This is a genomic window from Microbispora sp. KK1-11 (assembly GCF_006874435.1).
GTDB lineage: Bacteria > Actinomycetota > Actinomycetes > Streptosporangiales > Streptosporangiaceae > Microbispora > Microbispora catharanthi.
The window spans coordinates 18,285-38,364 of sequence record NZ_VIRJ01000025.1 but is presented as its reverse complement, the minus strand read 5'-3'; the positions used below and the strand labels follow the sequence as shown (position 1 = coordinate 38,364).

Genomic DNA, 20,080 nt, shown 5'->3' with positions numbered 1-20,080 from the left:
GTCCGCGGGCCCGATCTCGACCCTCCCCCCACGTCATGGCAGGTCGCCGGGCGCGCCGTGCGGAACGCACCGCCGCGCCGGCCGGACGCGGCCACGCCGTACGGCGCGTCCGCCCGCCCCTGCCCGCAGGAAAGGATCCCTGTGAGAAAGCCCATCCTCTTACTGCTGGCCGTCGTTCTCGGCGCCGTCTGGCAGGTCGCGGGGCAGGGCCCCGCGACCGCCGCCGGCGCGGAGCGGCACGGCCTGCGCGGCGACTACTACCTGTCCTCGGCAGCGGGGAAGTTCGACTTCGCCCAGCTCAAGGCCACCGTGATCGACCCGGATCTCGAGCTGCCCGACCTCAACCCGGTCTTCACCTCGCTGACCGGGCGGGAGGACGACGTCACCGTGCGGTGGACGGGCCGCATCCAGCCCGCGTACTCCGAGGCGTACACCTTCTCGATCATCGGGGACAACGGCTTCCGGCTCTGGGTGAACAACACGCTCGTCATCGACCACTGGGTGGACGACTGGGACAAGGAGCAGACCGGCACCCCGATCACCCTGCAGGCCGGCCAGAAGTACGACATCAAGGTCGAGTACTTCGAGCACTTCGGCGGCGCCAACCTCCACCTGCGCTGGCAGAGCGCCAGCCAGCCCAAGCAGGCCGTGCCGGCGGACGCGTTCTACCTGCCCGAGGGCTTCGACCCGCCGGGGCCGGCCGGCGCCGCCGTCGACGCGGCGGGCGACACCGTCACCCTCGACTTCGGCGACACCGCGCTCGCGGCGCTGCCCGCCGGCGCCGCCGAGCACTTCGGCCTGACGGTGGCCGGCACGAAGTGGCAGGTCGCGTCGGCCGCCCTCGACGGGACCACGAAGGTCACGCTGAAGCTCGCCTTCCCCATCCCGCGCCTCGCCGCCGACATCCGGGCCTCCTACGACGGCAAGGGCGGCCTCGCCAAGGCGGACGGCACCGCGATCGAGGCGTTCACCTGGGTGCCGGTGTCCAACGGCTCCACTTACGTGCTGAAGACCCGCTGGTCCGACAAGGTGGACGCGAACAAGCCGCTGCCCGAGTACCCCCGCCCGCAGCTCGTCCGCGACCGCTGGCAGAACCTCAACGGCACCTGGCAGTTCGCCGCCGCCAAGGACGGTGAGGCGCCGCCCTTCGGCCGCGACCTCGGCGAGCGGATCGTCGTGCCCTACCCCGTCGAGTCGAGCCTGTCCGGCATCGGCCGTCACGAGGACCGCATGTGGTATCGCCGCACCTTCGAGGTGCCGGCCTCCTGGAAGAAGGACCGCGTCCTGCTCCACCTCGACGCCGTGGACCACGAGTCGGTCGTCTACGTCAACGGCAAGCAGGTCGGCGCCCACAAGGGCGGCTACGACAGGATCACCGTGGACGTGACCGACGCGCTCACCCGCAAGGGCCCGCAGGAGCTGGTCGTCGGCGTGACCGACCCGACCGACAACGGCCGCCAGCCCATCGGCAAGCAGCGGCTCAACCCGGGCAGCATCTGGTACACCCCCGCCTCCGGCATCTGGCAGACGGTCTGGATGGAGCCCGTCGACACGACCCACATCGAGGCCGTGGACACGATCCCCGAGGTGCTCGGGCAGTCCCTGCGGGTGAAGGTCAGGGCGAGCGGCGACGCCACCGCCGTCGTCACCGCCCGCGCCGGCAAGCGCGTCATCGGCAAGGTCTCCGGCCCGACCGGCAAGGAACTGGCCGTGCCGATCCCGGACCCCCACCTCTGGTCGCCCGACGACCCGTACCTGTACGACCTCACGGTCGAGCTCAAGGGCGGCGACAAGGTGGAGAGCTACTTCGGCATGCGCTCCATCTCGGTCGGCCGCGTGAACGGCACGACCCGGGTCCTGCTCAACGGCGCGCCGGTCTTCCAGTTCGGCCCGCTCGACCAGGGCTACTGGCCGGACGGCATCTACACCGCGCCGACCGACGAGGCGCTGCGGTACGACCTGGAGCAGACCAAGGCGCTCGGCTTCAACATGGTGCGCAAGCACATGAAGGTGGAGCCGGACCGCTGGTACGCCTACGCCGACAAGCTCGGCCTGCTCGTCTGGCAGGACATGCCGTCGATGTTCGGCGCGGCGAGCGCGGCCGACAAGACGCAGTTCGAGAGCGAGCTGAAGGAGATCGTCGACGAGCACCGCAGCAGCCCGTCGATCGTGATGTGGGTGCCGTTCAACGAGAGCTGGGGCCAGTACGACATCTCCAGGATCGCCGACTACGTGAAGAGCCTCGACCCCTCACGGCTCGTGGACAACATGAGCGGCATCAACTGCTGCGGCGCCCAGGACGGCGGCAACGGCGACGTGATGGACTACCACATCTACCCCGGACCCGGCAGCCCCGGTAAGCCCGGCTTCTTCCGGGCGTCGGTGCTCGGCGAGTACGGCGGGCTCGCCCTGCCGGTGATCGGGCACACCTGGACCGGCGGCGGCTGGGGCTACGCGGTCGAGGCCGACTCCGAGTCGTTGACCAAGCGCTTCCTGGAGATGGACGACGCCCTGCGCAAGCTGCACGCCTGCAACGGCCTGAGCGCGGCCGTCTACACCCAGACGACCGACGTGGAGACCGAGATCAACGGCCTGATGACCTACGACAGGGCGGTGACCAAGCCGGACGTCAAGCGGCTCCACGACGCCAACACGGCGCTCACCGGAGAGATCCTCCCGGCCTGTGCCTAATTCCTGGGCCTGATCCCTGGGCCTGATTCCCGGGCGTGAGTCCCGCCGTGATCGGGACCTCGCACGGCCATGCCCGACCGCCGACCCGCTCGGCATCGTGGCGGCCCGGACGGCACATCCGGGCCGCCACCCCCCACCACCCACGGCGGGTCGTCCTCCTGACCGCCGGACGCGCCGTGGCACCCCCCGATCGGAAGAAGGATCAGCATGAAGTCATATCCCCGCACGGCCGTCGTCGCCCTCGCCGTGCTGCTCGGCGCGGCCGGCTGCGCCAAGTCGGAGACCCAGGCCGCGGCGGGCCCCAGCGAGGCGGCGTCCGCGCAGCAGCAGGTGGTGCAGACCCCGGCGGGCTCGGCCGGCCCGACCTGCACGCTCGACCAGTTCGGCGGCACGAAGTTCGACCTGAAGACCGCCACGGTCGGCTTCTCGCAGTCGGAGAAGGAGGCCAACCCGTTCCGCATCGCCGAGACCAAGTCCATCAAGGACGAGGCGGCCAAGCTCGGCATCGCCGACCTCAAGGTCACCAACGCCCAGTCGCAGTTCTCCAAGCAGATCACCGACGTGCAGCAGCTCATCGCCCAGGGCGTGAAGCTGCTCGTCATCGCCCCGCTGAACTCCGACGGCTGGGAGCCGGTGCTCCAGCAGGCCGCCGCCAAGAAGATCCCCATCATCACGGTCGACCGCAAGATCAACGCCAACCCGTGCAGTGACTACCTGACGTTCATCGGCTCGGACTTCTACGAGCAGGGCAAGCGGGCCGCCGACCAGATGATCACTGCGCTGAGCGGCAAGGGCAAGGTGGCGATCCTGCTCGGCGCGCCGGGCAACAACGTCACCACCGAGCGCACCAACGGCTTCAAGGACCGGATCAAGGAGAAGGCGCCCGACATCCAGATCTCCTTCGAGCAGACCGGTGAGTTCGCCCGGGAGAAGGGCCAGCAGGTCACCGAGCAGCTCATCCAGTCCAACCCCGACATCAACGGCATCTACGCCGAGAACGACGAGATGGCGCTGGGCGCGGTGACCGCGCTGAAGGGCGCAGGCAAGGACCCGGGCGCCATAAAGATCGTCTCGGTCGACGGCACCCGCAGCGCCGTCCAGGCCATCGCCGACGGCTGGCTGCACGCGGTCGTCGAGTCCAACCCCAGGTTCGGGCCGCTCGCCTTCGAGACCGCGCAGAAGTTCCTGGACGGCCAGCAGATCCCGGACAAGGTCATCATCACCGACCGCGAATACGACGGCTCCAACGCCGAGGCGTCCCTCGGCGAGGCCTACTGACCTGCCACAGCCCGTCACGGACGCCCGCGAAGGTCCGCGCGCGTCCCGGGCCTCCGCGCGCACGCGCGCGCGGAGGCCCGCGCGAGGAAGGGAACTCATTGAGCCAGTCCGCTGCACCGGTGCTCGAGGCCAGGCAGATCAGCAAGCGCTTTCCCGGCGTGGTGGCCCTCGACGGGGTGTCCATCGCCCTCCTCCCCGGCGAGGTGCACGCCCTCGTGGGCGAGAACGGCGCGGGCAAGTCCACGCTGATCAAGGTCTTCACCGGTGTCCACCGCCCGGACGGCGGTGAGCTGATCTACAACGGTTCGCCGGTGGCCTTCGGGACGCCGCTCGACGCGCAGCGCGCCGGGATCTCGACCATCTACCAGGAGGTCAACCTTGTCCCGATGATGAGCGTGGCCCGCAACCTGATGCTGGGGCGCGAGCCACGCGGCCGCCTGGGCGTCATCGACACCGCCAGGATGTACGGCGAGGCGGAGCGGATCCTCGCCGGATACGGCGTCGTCACCGACGTACGCCGCCCGCTGCGCACCCTCGGAATGGGCGTCCAGCAGATGGTCGCCCTGGCCAGGGCCGTGGCGATCGACGCGCGCGTGGTCATCATGGACGAGCCCACCTCGTCCCTGGAGCCGCGCGAGGTCGAGACGCTGTTCTCGGTGATCAGGAAGCTCAGGGACGACGGCATCGCCGTCGTCTACGTCAGCCATCGCCTCGACGAGCTGTACGAGGTGTGCGACCGGGTGACGGTGCTGCGCGACGGCCGGGTCGCGCACACGGGGCCGCTCGCCGAGCTCGAACGGCTGAAGCTCATCGCCCTGATGCTGGGCCGCGACCTCGACGAGGTCAGGACCGGCGGCCTGACCAGGTTCTCCCGCGACCGCCGCCACGCCCGGGAGCGGGACGGCGCCGCCCCCGCCGTACGGGCCGAGGGGCTGACCCGGCGGCAGGTGCTGCGCGGGGTGGACGTCTCGGTGTGGCCGGGGGAGGTCGTCGGCCTCGGCGGGCTGTTGGGAGCGGGCCGCAGCGAGACGGCCAAGGGGATCGTCGGTGCGCTCCCGCTGGACGCGGGCCGGGTGCTCGTGGCCGGCCTGCCCCTGCGCACCGGCTCGACCACGGCGGCGATCAGGGCCGGGGTCAGCCTGCTGCCCGAGGACCGCAAGGCCGAGGGCATCATCCCGGCGCTGTCGGTCAGGGAGAACATCGCGCTCGCCGCCCTGCCGTCGCTGTCGCGGGCCGGCGTCGTCTCCGACGCGAAGATCGACAAGGTCGTCGAGGTCTTCATGCGCCGGCTCAGGATCAAGGCGGCCTCGCCGCACCAGCCGGTGCAGGAACTGTCGGGCGGCAACCAGCAGAAGGTCCTGCTCGCGCGGTGGCTCGCCATCCGGCCGAAGATCCTCCTGCTGGACGAGCCCACTCGCGGCATCGACGTGGGTGCCAAGGCCGAGGTGCAGGCCCTCGTGGACGAGCTGGCCGAGGAGGGCCTGGGCGTGTTACTGATCTCGTCTGACCTGGAGGAGCTGGTGGAGGGCGCCGACCGGATCCTGGTGCTGCGCGACGGCGCCGTCGTCGGCGAGCTGTCCGGCGACGAGGTCACCGAGGACAAGATCATGGCGTCCATCGCCGAACGAGGAGCGGAGTCCGATGGCTGAAGCGGTCGCACCGCCCGGGCGGCGGGTGCTCGCCTGGGCCCAGGAGTACGGCGTCTACGCCGCGGTCGGCGTCCTCCTGCTGTTCAACGTGCTGTTCACCCCCCACTTCCTCGACGTGGCGAACTTCCGCACCCAGCTCGTGCAGGTCGCCCCGATCGTGATCGTGTCACTGGGCATGGCGCTGGTCATCGGCACCCAGGGCATCGACCTGTCGGTCGGCTCGGTCATGTCGCTGGCCGCCGCGCTGGTCGCGCTCTACCTCGGGTACGGCGCGTGGCCCGCGCTGCTGGTCGCCCTCGTCGGCGGCGCGGTGGCCGGGACGGCGGGCGGCGCGCTGGTCGCCTACGTGGGCGTGCAGCCGATCGTGGCCACGCTCGCGCTGCTGGTCGGCGTCCGGGGCCTGGCCAACGTGCTCGTGCCGCAGCTCGTCGAGTTCCGCAACCCCGACCTGATCGCGCTCGGCAGCAGCTCGCTGTCCGGCGTGCCGGTCATCGTGGTCATCGCGGCCGTGCTGACCCTGCTGATGGCGTTCCTGGTCCGCAGGACGACGTTCGGCAGGCAGGTCGTCGCGATCGGCGGCAACCGCGCGGCCAGCGAGCTGTCCGGGCTGCCCGTCCGCCGGGTGCTGCTGCTGGTCTACGTGATCTCCGGGGTGCTGGCCGCGCTGGCCGGGGTGCTCGCGACCGCGCGGCTGCAGGCGAGCGATCCGACCTCGCTCGGCCTGTTCATCGAGCTGTCGGCCATCACGGCGGTGGTGGTGGGCGGCACGCCGCTGAGCGGCGGACGGATCCGGGTGCTCAGCACGGTCATGGGCGCGCTGCTCATGCAGCTGCTGTCGGCCACCCTCATCAAGCACAACCTGCCGCAGTCGTGGACGCAGATCGTGCAGGCGGTCATCATCCTGGCCGCCGTTTACGCCACCAGGGAGCGAGGAACCCGATGACCGGATCGCCCGGACGCGAGCAGGTGAGCCGCGTCCTCCAGCAGCACGGGGCGCTGATGGTGCTGGCGGCGCTGGTGATCGTCGGCAGCGTCGCCTTCGACTCCTTCGCCACCGCGGGCAACGCCGCCAGCGTCCTCGTCTCCTCCTCCTTCACCGCGATCATCGCCGTCGGCATGACCTTCGTGATCATCAGCGGCGGCATCGACCTGTCGGTGGGGTCGCTGTTCGTGTTCGGCGGGGTCCTCGCGGCGTACGGCTCGCAGTATGGGCTGTTCGTCGCGCTGGCGCTGCCGCTCGCCGCGTGCGGGCTGGTGGGGCTGCTCCAGGGGCTGCTCATCGCGAGGACGGGGATGGCGCCGTTCATCGTCACCCTGGCCGGGCTGCTGGGCGTGCGCGGGCTGATGCTGGCGATCTCCAGCGAGGGCGCCACGACCTACCTGGTGAAGGACTCCGCGTTCGCGCGGCTCGGACAGGGCGGGGTGTTCGGCCTGACCTGGCCGGTCTACATCACGGCGCTCCTGGCGGTGGCCGCCATGGTCCTGCTCCAGCGGACGGCCTTCGGCCAGAACGTCTACGCGGTCGGCGGCAACGAGCAGGGGGCCGCGCTCATGGGCGTGCCGGTGGCCCGGACGAAGGTCTACGTCTACCTCATGTCGGGTCTGCTCGCGGGGCTCGCCGGGGTGCTGAACGCGGCCCGGCTCTCCTCCGGCGTCACGATCCTCGGCATCGGCCTGGAACTCGACGTGATCGCCGCGGTGGTGATCGGCGGCACGCTGCTGACCGGGGGAGCGGGCGGCATCACCGGCACCATCGCCGGCGTGCTGCTGCTCGGAGTGATCCAGAGCCTGATCAACCAGGTGGGCAACCTGACGTCGGCCTTCCAGCAGGTGGTCAGCGGCCTGTTCCTCGCCCTGGTCGTGGTGGCCCAGCGGCTGCTCGGCAGAGCCCAACGGCTCGGCTGACCGGCCATCCCCCGGGGCCGCCGGGGAGCTCCGGACCCGCCGCGGTCAGACGGCCGCGCCGGGGCCCGGCAGCGGATCGACGTCGCCGCCGTGCATCGGCTCGCCGCAGTGGGCGCAGCGCAGCTCGACGTGGCTGATCTCACCGCACGCGTGATGGCGGTAGAGCACCGGCGGCCCCGCCTCACCCGCGAGCCACCGGTCCCCCCACCCGGCCATGACCATGAGCAGGTCGACCAGCTCGGCGCCCTTGGCCGTCAGGTGGTACTCGTAGCGCGGCCGCCGGTCGTAGGGGCGGCGCTCGAGCACGCCCTGGTCGACGAGGTGAGCGAGCCGCTCGGTCAGCACCTTGCGCGAGATCCCGAGGTCGGCCTGGAGCTGGTCGAACCGAGTCATGCCCACCCACACATCACGCAGGATCAGCGGCGACCACGGCTCTCCGATCACGTCGAGGGTGCGCGCGATGGAACAGGCCATCTCCCCGAAGTTCGTGCGTTGCATGAGAGCAGTCTAGCAATCGGAGTTCCCTCAAGGAACTCGGGCTCCGGCCGCCTCCCGTCCCACACCGGCACCCGGTGGCTCAGGCCGCCGCGCCGTCCGACCCGCCCAGTTCCACCAGTTCCCGCAGGGTCGCGTGGGGGATGTCGATGCCGGCGAAGGTCAGGAACCGTCCCATCGGCATCGACGAGGCCATCCGCAACCCGTTCTCGTCGTCCTCCTCGGGCCGCTCGCCCTTCCCGCCGGTGAGGACCCGCAGGAGAGCGGGCCCGGCGAGCGGGTGGGAGAGCCACTCGCCGAGCGTCGAGTCGAGCGACACCACGGGGACGAGGGAGTCGCCGCCGAGACCGATCGTCGTCTCGGCCACGACGGACGAGGCGTTCTCGCCGATCTGGATCGTGTAGTCGCCCGGCGCGACGACCCACCTGCCGAGCGGGACGTCGTAGTACGCGAACGCTCGCCGGTCGAGACGAAGGGTGACCGTGCGCGACTCGCCGGGGGCGAGGGAGACCTTCGTGAAGGCCCGCAGCTCCCGAACGGGCCGCCGTACGGGACCGGCGGCGGTGGACACGTAGACCTGCACCACGTGCTTGCCCGGCCGATCGCCGGTGTTGGTCACCCTCACGGTGACGGTCGCCCTGTCGTCGCCCGTACGGGTGACCGTGAGGCCGCTCGTCGCGAACGTCGTGTAGCTCAGGCCGTGGCCGAACGGGTAACGCACGGGCAGCTCGACCGTCTCGTAGTAGCGGTAGCCGACCATGACGCCCTCGCCGTAACGCACGTGCCCGGCCTCGCCGGGGAAGTTCAGGTAGCTCGGCGTGTCCTTCAGCCGCACAGGGATGCTCTCGGCGAGGCGTCCTGAGGGGTTCGCGACGCCGAAGAGGAGGTCGGCGACGGCGGAGCCGCCCGCCTGGCCGAGCAGCCAGCCCTCAAGCACGGCGTCCACGTCGTCGTGCCAGCCCTCCAGAGAGACGACGCCGCCGTTGGACAGGACGACCACCGTACGGCGGGCCGCGGCGGCGACGGCGCGGATCAGCTCGACCTGGACGGCCGGCAGGTCGATCGTCTCCCGGTCGAAGCCCTCCGACTCCTCCCGCTCGCCCAGGCCGGCGAAGACGACCGCGACGTCGGCGGACGCGGCCGCCTCGGCCGCCGCCTCGCGAAGCTCCCGCGCGTCGCCCGATCCGTCCAGCGAGAATCCCTGGGCGTAGGCGACGTCCGGGGCGAGGGCGCGGATCGCGTCGAGCGCCGCGTCGACCCGGGTGGCGTTGATGTGGGAACTGCCGCCGCCCTGGAACCGGGGCCTGGCGGCGAACTCGCCGATCACGGCGATGCGGGCTTCCGCGGAGAGGGGGAGCGTGCCGCCCTCGTTCTTGAGCAGCACGGCGCACTCGGCGGCGAGCTCGCGGGCGAGCGCGTGGTGGGCGTCGGTGTCGAACGCGCCGGAGACACCGTTGTGGCGTTCGGTGAGGGCGACGACGCGGCGCACGCTCGCGTTGACCACGGCCTCGTCGAGGTCGCCCGCGCGGACGGCGTCCACGATGCGCCGGTCGCTCGCGCCGCCGGTCCCCGGCATCTCGAGGTCCAGGCCTGCGGCCAGCGCGGCGACGCGGTCCTGGACCGCGCCCCAGTCGGAGACGACGACGCCGGTGAAGCCCCACTCGCGGCGCAGGACGTCGGTGAGCAGCCACCGGTTCTGCGAGGCGTGGACGCCGTTGACGCGGTTGTAGGAGCACATCACGGTGGCGGGCCGGGCCTGGGTGACCACCCGCTCGAACGCGGGGAAGTAGATCTCGCGCAGCGTGCGCTCGTCCACGTCGGCGCTGACCCGCATGCGCTCGGTCTCCTGGTTGTTGGCGGCGAAGTGCTTGACCGACGCGCCGGGTCCCTCGGCCTGCAGCGCGGCGACGTGCGCCGCCGCCAGCACGCCGGAGAGCAGAGGGTCTTCCGAGTAGTACTCGAAGTTGCGCCCGCACAGCGGCGAGCGCTTGATGTTCACGCCGGGGCCGAGCACGACCGCCACGCCGAGGGCCCGGCCCTCCCTGCCGACGGCGGCGCCGATCCGGGCGGCCACTTCGGGGTCCCAGCTCGACCCGACCGCGGCCGCGGGCGGGAAGCAGGTGGCGGGGATGCTCTCGTTGATGCCGAGGTGGTCGGAGCCGCCGGCCTCGCGGCGTACGCCGTGCGGCCCGTCGCACAGCGTGATGGACGGAATCCCGGCCTCATCCAACGGCTTGGTCGTCCAGAAATCCCGGCCCGACAGCAGCGAAGCCTTCTGCTCCAGGGTGAGCGCGTTCAGCGCGAGCGCGTCGAGGTCGGTCCGAGCCATCGGGGAGGCTCCTTTCACGGGGGTGGTTCACAGTGTTTCCTGCCCCGGTAGGGAGCAGCGGCAGACGGGAGCGGCGGCGGGCGGCCGGGCCGCCCGCCGCACGCGTGTCACGGTCAGGAGGCCGGTTCCGGCACCCGCGCGTGGGTGGTGAGCCGCCGGGCCCGGCCGAGCACGACGGTGTCGCCGGTCAGCAGGATCTCGGACCGCAGGGGGCGATCTGCGGCGGACGGGCCCGCGGTGAGCGCGATGACGCCCGGTTCGACGATCCTGCGCAGGCCGGGGTCGGTGTAGGAGAAGGCGTCGGCCGGGATCTCGAAGACCACTTCGCGGGTCTGTCCGGGCGCGAGCGGCACCCGGGCGAAGCCGACGAGCTGCGCGACGGGACGGGCCACCTGCGCCACCAGGTCGGAGGCGTACAACTGCACGACCTCCTCCGCCGCCCTGGCGCCGGTGTTGGTGACGGTCACCCGCGCCTCGACCGTGCCGTCCGTGGGGCACCGCTCCGCCGAGGTCGTCATCGCGTCGTAGGTCACCGTCGTGTACGACAGCCCGTGGCCGAAGGGGAAGGCCGGGGTCGGGTCGGACACGGAGATGCCGTCGATGCGCAGCCCCAGGGGCGGCTGCAGATAGGTGGAGGGGTTGACGAAGGGGGAGCCGGGGATCTGGACGGGCAGGCGGCCCGAGGGCTCGACGCGGCCGCTGAGCACCCCCGCGATCGCCGTGCCTCCCTCCACGCCCGGCAGGAACGCCTGGAGCGTGGCGGCGGCGCGGTCGGCGTAGGCGCCGATCGCGTACGGGCGGCCGGACACCACGACAAGGACGGCCGGCGTGCCGGTGGCCAGGACGGCCTCGACCAGCTCCGGTTGGACGCCGGGCAGGGCGAGGTGGGCGGCGTCGCAGCCCTCGCCGGAGGTGCCGTTGCCGAACAGCCCGGCCCGGTCGCCGACGAACAGCAGAACGAGGTCGGACCGTCCGGCCAGGGCGGCGGCCTCGGCGATGCCCGAGGTGTCGTCGCCCGACACGTCGGTGCCCCGCGCGTAGTTCAGCTCGGCATCGGGGAACTCGGCCCGCAGGAGGTCCAGGACGGGCGCGATGGGCAGGCCCATGCCGTGGTCGGGGAAGCGGTCGAGGACGTGGTTGGGGAAGGCGTAGCAGCCGAGCAGGGTCTGCGGGTCGTCGGCGCACGGGCCGATCACGGCGATGCGGGCGGTCGTCCCGGAGGCCAGCGGCAGCGCGCCGGTGGGGTTGCTCAGCAGCACGACGGAGCGTTCGGCCACGGTGCGGGCCAGGTCGCGGTTGCGGGGGCTGTCCAGATCGACGTCGTCGGCGTCCTCGGGCACGAGGGGGCCGTCGCCGAGCAGGCCGAGCTCGATCTTCTGCCGCAGCACCCGGCGCACGGCCTCGTCGATCAGGGCCTCCTCCACGTGGCCGGTCCGCACCTGCTCGACCAGCCGGGTGCCGTAGCCGACCGTCTCGGGCAGTTCGACGTCGACGCCCGCGCGCAGCGCGACCACGCCGGCGTGCGCCTCGTCGGCGGCGACGTGGTGGTTCATGGCCAGGAACGGCACCGCCCAGTAGTCGGCCACGACCGTGCCGTCGAATCCCCACTGGTCGCGCAGCACCCCGCGCAGCAGGCCGGCGTTGGCCGCGACGGGCACGCCGTCGATGTCGGTGTAGGAGTTCATGACCGAGCGGGCGCCGCCCTCGCGGATGGCCGTCTCGAACGGCGGAAGGATGACGTCGGCCATCTCGCGGGGGCCGATGCTGACCGGGGCGTGGTTGCGGCCCGCCCGGGAGGCGGCGTATCCGGCGAAGTGCTTGAGCGTCGCGATGATCCCCGCGTTCTCCAGGCCGCGCACGTAGGCCGCGCCGATCTGCCCCGCCAGGTAGGGGTCCTCGCCGAGGGTCTCCTCGACCCGGCCCCACCGGTAGTCGCGCACGACGTCGAGGACCGGCGACAGGCCCTGGTGGACGCCGACGGCGCGCAGGTCGTCGCCGATGGCCAGGGCCATCCGCTCCACCAGCGCGGGGTCGAAGGTCGCGGCCCAGGCCAGCGGGGTGGGGTAGGCGGTGGCGCCGTAGGTGGCGAACCCGGTCAGGCACTCCTCGTGCGCGATGGCGGGGATGCCGAACCGGTTGGCCGCGATCACCTGCTCCTGCAGCTTCCGCAGCCCGGCCGCGCCCTCCGCCGGGCTCACCGGCGCCGTGCCGTACACCCGGGTCAGATGACCGACCCCGTCGCGCATCCGGTCGGCGAGATCCGCGCCGTCCTTCATGAACAGGTCCTGCAGCGGCGCGACGTTGCCGCCCGCCGCCTCCGAGCCGGCGGGCGAGATGTCGACCCACACCGATCCGAGCTGGGCGACCTTCTCCTCCAGCGTCATCTCGGCCAGCAGAGCGTCCACGCGCTCGTCGAGAGGCCGGTCGCCGTCCCGCCAGGGCGCGAGCCCCGGCGCGTCTACGAATGTCATGACATCCCTTGTTTGTCGATCCGTCGCGTGGGCCTCGGCCCCGGAAGACGCCGTACGGGACCCAGGTGACGATCGGCCCGGCCGTACCCGCGCCGCGGCGGCGGCAGACGGCGGTACGCGAGCAACCGCATCGAGCGCCCCCTGCTCATCCGAACCCCTGCTCATCCGAAATGTCATCTGGACTGTAGTCCGAAACTTTCCGAACCAGGACCGATAGTTTATGTGGACTCTAGGCCGCTGTGCTGCAGGTCGTCAAGGAAACGGCGGTGAGATATCCGAAACATTCGGGTGAATGTCCGAAAGTTGGCGCTAAACTGCGCTCATGACCACGACCAGGGAGTCGACACCGCCGGAGCACACGCCCTCCCGGCCGCTGACCATCGCCCAGATCGCCGAGCTGGCGGGGGTGTCCCCCGCGACCGTCTCCAAGGTCGTCAACGGCAGGTCCGAGGTCGCCCCCGAGACCCGGGCCCTGGTCGAGGACCTGATCCGCGAGCACGGGTACCGCCGGCAGAAGAAGCGCCCCACCGCGGCTCCGCTCATCGAACTGGTCTTCCACGAGCTGGAGGGCGGGTACGCGATGGAGGTCATCAAGGGCGTCGAGCAGGTGGCGCGCGAGCACGACCTGGCAGTGGTCGTCTCCGAGCTGCAGGACCGCCACCCTCCCGCCAGGGGGTGGATCGAGGGGGTGATCGGCCGCCGTCCCTGTGGCGTGATCGTGGTCTTCTCCGGCCTCACCCGGGCCCAGCGTGAGCAGCTGAGGACCCGGGACATTCCGGTGGTACTGGTCGATCCCACCGGCGACCCCGGGCACGAGCTGCCCTCGGTGGGCGCGGGCAACTGGAGCGGCGGCCTGTCGGCCGCGCGCCACCTGCTGGAGCTGGGACATCGGCGCATCGCCCTCATCACGGGTCCCGCCCACGCCCTGTCCAGCCGCGCCCGGCTCGACGGGTTCCGCGCCGCCATGGACGCCGCGGGCGTGCCGACGGATCCGGAACTCGTGCGGCAGGGCGACTTCAGCGCGGAGGACGGCCTGGCGCACGCCCGCTCCCTGCTCGCGCTGCCCCGGCCCCCGACGGCCGTGTTCGCCTTCAACGACGCGCAGGCCATGGGCGTCTACCAGGCGGCCCACGAGATGGGGCTGCGCATCCCCGACGAGCTGAGCGTGGTCGGCTTCGACGACCTGCCGATGGCGCAGTGGCTCATCCCCGCGCTGACGACGGTACGCCAGCCGCTGACCGAAATGGCCGCCGCCGCGACGACCATGGTGGTCGCCCTCGCCCGGGGGGAAACCCCGCGGCAGAACCGCCTCGAACTCACCACCAGCCTCGTCGTGCGCGGCAGCACCGCCGCCCTCGCCGCCTGAATTTTCGGATCTCGGGAAGAAATTTCGGAGCCCCGGCCGATCCGGTGACGCTCTCCGCACCGGAGTCGCGGGAAGCGCACGGCGGACCGCAATGCGAACATCGGGTCCGGCCGTGGCGAGGCCGGTGCGATCGGACGGAGTGGCCGCCGGCTGACCTGCACCTCCTCGCCGGACGCATCCTCCGCCGCGCAGAAATATTCGACATTTATCCGAAAATTTCGGTGCCCTCCCGGCGTCACCATGGTGGAGCGCGCATCGAGAAGCGCCTGCTCTCGTTGCCCGACCGGCCCACGATCAGGGCCTTGGCGCCGCGCTGCACCACCCTATTAGTGCCGCGGCGAAATTTGTCGGGATGATCCCTGTTTCAGGGCGGGAACGTTTCGGACATCCAGTCGTAACTGATCATTTATAGCGTCTCGCGCATCACTGGGTTTCCCCAAGGAGCACCTCGTGCGCAAGGCTCGTCCCGTCCTCTGGTCTCTCCTCACCCTTTCCCTCGTCATCCCGCTCACGGCGGCGCCGGCGTCCGCCAAAGCGCCGCCTGAAGAGCCCGCGAAGGGCCACCGGCCACCCGTACTCGATCTGGAGACGCTCACCGGCGCGAAGGCCGAGGCCATGATGGAGCAGGGTCGGCTCACCTCTGTCGAGCTCACCCAGATGTACATCGACCGGATCGACGCGCTGAACAAGCGCGGACCGGGCCTGAACGCCGTCACGCAACTCAACGCGGACGCCCTCAAGGAGGCCGCCGAGGCCGACAGGCAGCGGGCGAAGGGGCATGTCCTCGGGCCCGCGCACGGGCTGCCGATCCTGCTGAAGGACCTCATCGACGTCAAGGGCATGTACACCTCGGCCGGCAACTACTCGCTGCGTAACTCGTTCCCGGCGACCGACGCGGGCATCACCAAGAAGCTGCGCGAGCACGGGGTGGTCGTCCTCGGCAAGGTCGGCCTGTCGGAGTTCGCCAACAGCTTCGGCAACCAGCCGTCCGGGTTCGCGAACCTCACCGGGCAGGTCATCAACGGCATCGACGCCGACCAGAACCCCAGCGGCTCCTCCTCCGGCACGGGCGCGGCGATGGCCGCCGCGATGTCCACGCTGGGCATCGGCACCGAGACCTCCGGCTCGATCATCAGCCCGTCGAGCACGCAGAGCCTCGTCGGGCTGCGGCCGACCGTCGGGCTCGTCCCCGGGTACGGCATCGCGCCGATCAGCGCCTCGCAGGACACCGCGGGGCCGATGGTCCGCAGCGTGCCGGACGCCGCGATGACCCTCCAGTCGATCGCCGGGCCCGACCCGGACAGCGACGCCGAATACCGCGCCGTCTTCGGCGACGACTACCTGAAGACCGGTGTCATCCCCACCCCGCCCGCCCAGGTGCCGGACTACATGAAGGCCCTGGACCTCGGCTTCGTCAAGGGCAAGAAGATCGGCTACAACGGCACGCTCACCGAGGGCAGCCCGCTCAAGATCGCGTACGACGCGCTGGTCGCCGCCGGCGCGATCATGGTGCCGCGGCCGACCGTGTCGATCCCGGCGATCCCCAACCTGCCCAGCGGGTACGAGCAGCACAAGACCATCGACGAGTACTACAAGCGCCTCGGCTCGCAGGCGCCGATCAAGTCGCTGGCCGAAGAGGTGGCCGACAACCAGGCCAACGCCCACCAGGCCCTGAAGTACGGCAACAACAACCACCTCGGCGCGCTGAACGCCGACGTCACCCCCGGCGGGGCCAACGAGACCGCCTACCGGGCGAACCTGCCCGTACGCAAGGCGGCCTGGCACAAGGCCATCGACGACATGATGACCTACCCCGGCTCCGACCCCTCCCAGCCCGCCGACCCCGTGATCGCGATCCTCGGCAGCGTGCCGAACGGGCCGCAGGCCGGGTACCCGTCGATGACGATCCCGATGGGGTACAACGCCACCACCCGCCGTGCGGTCAACGTGCAGATCCACGGCAACGCGTACGACGAGTACAACCTGATCGGCGCCGGCTACGTCATCGAGCAGGCCACGAAGCTGCGCCAGACGGCCGGCAACGTGAACCCCAGCATGTACCGGTGCGCGCCCACCGTCCCGGCGGAGCCGTACGCCTCGCGCGGGCACTGCAACCCCGCTTACGACACGATCATGAAGATGCTCGGCGGCGCGCCGGCGCCGCTGCCGTTCTCGCTGGAGACCGAGTCGGCGCAGAGCCTGTCCGCGCGGCTCGCCGCGGGCACGCTCACCTCGGAGGCCCTGGTCAAGGCGTACCTCTACCGGATCGCGCTCACCAACGCCGAGGGCCCGGCCATCCAGGCGGTACGTTCCGTCAACACCGATGCGATCAAGGAGGCCCGCAAGGCCGACAAGGAGCGAGAGAAGGCGGCTAAGGACAAGAAGGGCAAGCATGACCCGCTCGGGCCGCTGGCAGGCCTTCCCGTGCTGGTCAACGACGGGTTCGACGTGGACTCGCTGCCGACGACGGGCGGCTCGATCGCACTGCAGGACCTGCGGCCGGCGAAGGACTCGACGGTGGTCGCCAAGCTCAAGGCCGCCGGGGCGATCATCCTCGGCAAGACGAACATCACCGAGCTGAACGGTGTGTTCGACGCGAACCTGCCGGAGGGGTACTCCTCCCTCGCCGGTCAGGTGCTGCTTCCGTCGGACACCGACAAGACTCCGGCCGGGTCGTCCGCGGGATCGGCGGCGGCGACGGCCTCCGGGCTGGCGGCGTTCACCGTCGGCATGGAGACCTCGCCCGACTCCGCCCAGCTCGTGGCCCCCGCCGACGCGGCCGGCGTCGTCGGGCTGAAGCCGACCGTCGGGCTGGTCAGCCGCACCGGCACGCTGCCGGTCGCCAAGTCGCAGGACGCCCCCGGGCCGATCACCCGTACCGTGTACGACGCGGCGAAGGCGCTGACGGCGATGGCCGGGGCCGATCCGGCCGACCCGGCGACGAAGGACGCACCCGTGAAGGACTACACGGCGGGCCTGTCGAAGACCGCCCTGCAGGGCAAGCGGATCGCCGTCATATCGAGCACGTCCGGGCCGTACCCGGCGGTGGTGAGCGCCCTGCAGTCGCTCGGGGCCACGACGATCACGGTGACCGTCGGCACCCCGAGCCCCGACCCGGCGAGCATCGTGAGCCGGGAGTTCAAGCGCGACCTGAACGCCTACCTGTCCGGCGCCGAGCGCGGGCCCGGGGCGAGGTCCCTGCAGGACGTCATCGACTACAACGACGCCAACCCGGTCGAGGGGCTGAAGTACCAGCAGGGTCAGCTGCTCGACGCGCAGGCCGTGGACCTGTCGGACCCGGCCACCGGCGCGGCGTACACCTCCGATCTGCAGGCGGGGCAGGCGTCCGCCCGCGCGCTGATCGACGGCATCCTCGCCAACGGGACCCCCGGCGACCCGTCGGACGACTTCGACGCGGTGCTGGTGCCGTCCGGCAACGCGCTCGTCGGTCACGCCGACCGCGCGGGCTACCCGGTGCTGACCCTGCCCGCGGGGTACGGCGCCACCAACAGCTCGGCGGGCCGCAACCCGATCGGCGTCGCGCTCGTCGGCACGGCCTTCAGCGAGGCGACCCTGCTCGCCGACGGCTACGCCCTGGAGCAGGCGACCGCCGTCCGGCTCGCGCCCAGCGACACCAACCCGAGCATGTGGCGGTGCGTGCCCGGCAGCACGTTCTTCACGGGAGAGCTGTGCAACCCGGGTGACCGCCTCCTGCAGTCCGGCCCGCGCCGCTGATCGCTCCGATTCGAAGGTCCTTGAGGTCCGTCCCGAAGGCCCGCGCCGCCCGGCGCGGGCCTTCGGCCTTCCCATGATCGCCTGGAGAGCATCGGTCGCCGGACCTCGACCGCGATCAGGGTAAAGTACGCGAAATGCTCGATATGTCCTGGTCGGTGAGGTAAGGGTGGCGGGGGTACAGGCAGTTCTGAAGCGTGTCGCCCTCGACACCCGGCCCCTGAGCATTCCCGCGTACCGGCGGCTGCTGGTGGGGCAGGGCGTCTCCTTCATCGGCTTCCAGCTCACCTCGGTGGCCGTCAGCGGGCAGGTGTACAACCTCACGGGGTCGTCCCTGTGGGTGGGCCTGCTCGGGCCGGTGAGCCTCGTCCCGCTGGTCGTCTTCGGCCTGTGGGGCGGCGCGGTCGCCGACGCGATGGACCGCCGCAGGCTCCTGCTGGCCGGCTCGGTGGTGGCCTGGCTGTCCACCGTCGCCCTGCTGCTGCACGCCTGGTCGGGGCTCGGCAGCGTCTATCTCATCCTCGCCGTCATCGCCCTGCAGTCGATCGGCTTCGCCGTCACCTCGGCCACGCGCGGGGCGATCATTCCCCGCATCGTGCCCACCGAGCGGGTCCCCGCGGCCAACACCCTCAACTTCCTCGTCAGCAGCATCGGCACGGTGGTCGGGCCGCTGCTGGCCGGGGTGGTGCTCGCCAAGGGCGGGTACGCCACCGCGTACCTCATCGACGCCGTCCTGTTCGGCGCCGGCTTCTACGCGGCCGTACGGCTGCCGACGCTGGCGCCCGTCGGCGAGATCTCCCGGCCGGGCCTGCGCTCGGTGGTCGACGGGCTCAGATACGTGGTGAGCAGGCCCGTCGTGCTCATGTCGTTCGTGGTGGACATCATCGCGATGGCGTTCGCGATGCCGAGGGCGCTGTTCCCGGAGATGGCGGCCGAGCGCTTCGGCGGGTCGGCTGTGGCGTTCGGCTGGCTGTCGGCGAGCATCGCCATCGGGGCGGTCGTCGCCGGCGTCTTCTCCGGCTGGGTCGGCCGCGTACGCCGCCAGGGGGTGGCGCTCACGCTCGTCATCGCCCTGTGGGGCGTGACGGTGGCCGCCGCGGCGCTGGCGCAGCCGTTGTGGCTGGTGGTGGCGCTGCTGGCGATCGGCGGCGCGACCGACCTCGCCTCCGCCGTCTGGCGGCAGACGATCCTGCAGACCTACGCGCCCGACGAGATGCGCGGACGCCTGCAGGGGGTGTTCATGGTCGTCGTCGCGGGCGGGCCCCGCCTGGGCGACCTGCGGGCGGGCGCCACCGCGGACGCCTTCGGGCTCGTGCCCTCCTGGGCCGGCGGCGGCCTGGTGTGCGCCCTGCTGGTCCTGGTGACCGGCTTCGGCGTGTCCGCCTTCCGGCGGTACGACGCCCTGGCGAGCCGCCCGGAGACCCGCTGAGCCGTTCGCTCGGGCTCGGGTCTCAGGACCGGGCCTCGCCGCGTACGCAGAAGGAGATGGGGCTGCGGACGCGGGCGGGGAAGACGAAGCGCTCCAGCGACTCGACGGTGAAGCCGGCCGCCTCGACGGCCGCCACGCTGTCGCGGCCCGTGTGGCAGCCGCCGGTCAGGCACGGCCACACGGTCGCGTCCAGCATGTCCTGGGCCCTGGCCCAGCCCGTGGGCCCGGCGCGGACGTGTTCGAGGAAGCGCAGCCGCCCGCCGGGGGCCAGCACGCGGCGGATCTCCCGCAGCCCGGCGACGGGATCGGGCAGCGAGCACAGCACGAACGACACCACCGCCGCGTCGAACTCGCCGCCGGCGGCCGGGAGCCGGTCGGCCAGGCCGCCGACGACCTCGATCCGCGCCCGCGCGCCACGCGCCGCGTCGCGGGCGACCGCCCGCAGCCGCGGTTCCGGCTCGACGGCCAGCACAGCGGTGACGGACGGCGGATAGTGGGCGAAGTTCCGCCCGTTGCCCGCGCCGACCTCGATCACCCGGCCTGCCAGCCCCGCCACCAGCGCCTCGCGCTGCCCGGACATGCCCTGCCGGTCGAGCACCTGGCTGAACCACGTGTAGAAGCGGGCGAACAGCGGATGGCTGACCCTGGTCGTCGGCATGGCGCCCCCCTTCCCGTCCCTCGTTCATTCCCGCCCGGCACCGGCCCTCATGACCTGCGGCATTACCGAATCGGGGC

The 20,080-nt window shown here is 71.6% G+C and carries 12 protein-coding genes; 8 read left to right on the top strand and 4 right to left on the bottom strand.

Annotated elements, in window-relative coordinates; translation table 11 throughout:
* The first annotated feature begins 141 nt into the window (after positions 1-141).
* The 5 genes from FLW16_RS29715 to FLW16_RS29695 all read left to right on the top strand — a co-directional run bounded on the left by FLW16_RS29715 (position 142) and on the right by FLW16_RS29695 (position 7,523).
* Entirely contained in the window at positions 142-2,691 is a 2,550-nt protein-coding gene (locus FLW16_RS29715) for a PA14 domain-containing protein (RefSeq protein WP_221891345.1), read from the top strand.
* Between the two features lie 207 nt (positions 2,692-2,898).
* Entirely contained in the window at positions 2,899-3,969 is a 1,071-nt protein-coding gene (locus tag FLW16_RS29710; protein ID WP_142563444.1) for an ABC transporter substrate-binding protein, read from the top strand.
* Positions 3,970-4,067: 98 nt separating this feature from the next.
* Positions 4,068-5,618 carry a sugar ABC transporter ATP-binding protein gene (locus tag FLW16_RS29705; RefSeq protein ID WP_142563443.1) on the top strand — a complete coding sequence of 517 codons (1,551 nt, stop codon included), beginning with the start codon at positions 4,068-4,070 and terminating at the stop codon, positions 5,616-5,618.
* Positions 5,611-6,561 carry an ABC transporter permease gene (locus tag FLW16_RS29700; RefSeq protein ID WP_139575104.1) on the top strand — a complete coding sequence of 317 codons (951 nt, stop codon included), beginning with the start codon at positions 5,611-5,613 and terminating at the stop codon, positions 6,559-6,561. The genes FLW16_RS29705 and FLW16_RS29700 overlap by 8 nt, the downstream gene beginning before the upstream one ends.
* Positions 6,558-7,523 carry an ABC transporter permease gene (locus FLW16_RS29695; RefSeq protein ID WP_142563442.1) on the top strand — a complete coding sequence of 322 codons (966 nt, stop codon included), beginning with the start codon at positions 6,558-6,560 and terminating at the stop codon, positions 7,521-7,523. Before FLW16_RS29700 ends, FLW16_RS29695 begins: the two co-directional genes overlap by 4 nt.
* A 45-nt stretch (positions 7,524-7,568) precedes the next feature.
* Here FLW16_RS29695 and FLW16_RS29690 read toward each other — a convergent pair whose 3' ends face one another.
* The 3 genes from FLW16_RS29690 to FLW16_RS29680 all read right to left on the bottom strand — a co-directional run bounded on the left by FLW16_RS29690 (position 7,569) and on the right by FLW16_RS29680 (position 12,818).
* Positions 7,569-8,021, bottom strand: a complete 453-nt coding sequence (locus FLW16_RS29690) for a helix-turn-helix domain-containing protein (RefSeq protein ID WP_142563441.1) — start codon at positions 8,019-8,021, stop codon at positions 7,569-7,571.
* A 79-nt stretch (positions 8,022-8,100) separates the two neighbouring features.
* Complete coding sequence (locus tag FLW16_RS29685; RefSeq protein ID WP_142563440.1) at positions 8,101-10,347, bottom strand: glycoside hydrolase family 3 C-terminal domain-containing protein; 2,247 nt, start codon at positions 10,345-10,347, stop codon at positions 8,101-8,103.
* Between the two features lie 113 nt (positions 10,348-10,460).
* Positions 10,461-12,818, bottom strand: coding sequence for a glycoside hydrolase family 3 N-terminal domain-containing protein (locus FLW16_RS29680; RefSeq protein ID WP_142563439.1), 2,358 nt, complete (start codon positions 12,816-12,818; stop codon positions 10,461-10,463).
* 322 nt (positions 12,819-13,140) lie between these two features.
* Between FLW16_RS29680 and FLW16_RS29675 the strand changes: the two genes are divergently transcribed.
* The 3 genes from FLW16_RS29675 to FLW16_RS29665 all read left to right on the top strand — a co-directional run bounded on the left by FLW16_RS29675 (position 13,141) and on the right by FLW16_RS29665 (position 19,345).
* Complete coding sequence (locus FLW16_RS29675; RefSeq protein ID WP_142563438.1) at positions 13,141-14,184, top strand: LacI family DNA-binding transcriptional regulator; 1,044 nt, start codon at positions 13,141-13,143, stop codon at positions 14,182-14,184.
* 450 nt (positions 14,185-14,634) lie between these two features.
* Positions 14,635-17,919: an amidase family protein gene (locus FLW16_RS29670; protein ID WP_142563437.1), complete on the top strand. Its 3,285-nt coding sequence runs from the start codon at positions 14,635-14,637 to the stop codon at positions 17,917-17,919.
* A 166-nt stretch (positions 17,920-18,085) separates the two neighbouring features.
* Positions 18,086-19,345 (top strand): MFS transporter, encoded by a 1,260-nt coding sequence (locus tag FLW16_RS29665; protein ID WP_142563436.1) that lies wholly within the window; start codon positions 18,086-18,088, stop codon positions 19,343-19,345.
* 22 nt (positions 19,346-19,367) lie between these two features.
* Here FLW16_RS29665 and FLW16_RS29660 read toward each other — a convergent pair whose 3' ends face one another.
* A complete protein-coding gene (locus FLW16_RS29660) occupies positions 19,368-20,003 on the bottom strand; it encodes a class I SAM-dependent methyltransferase (RefSeq protein WP_142563435.1) in 636 nt (211 codons plus the stop codon).
* Between the last annotated feature and the right edge of the window lie 77 nt (positions 20,004-20,080).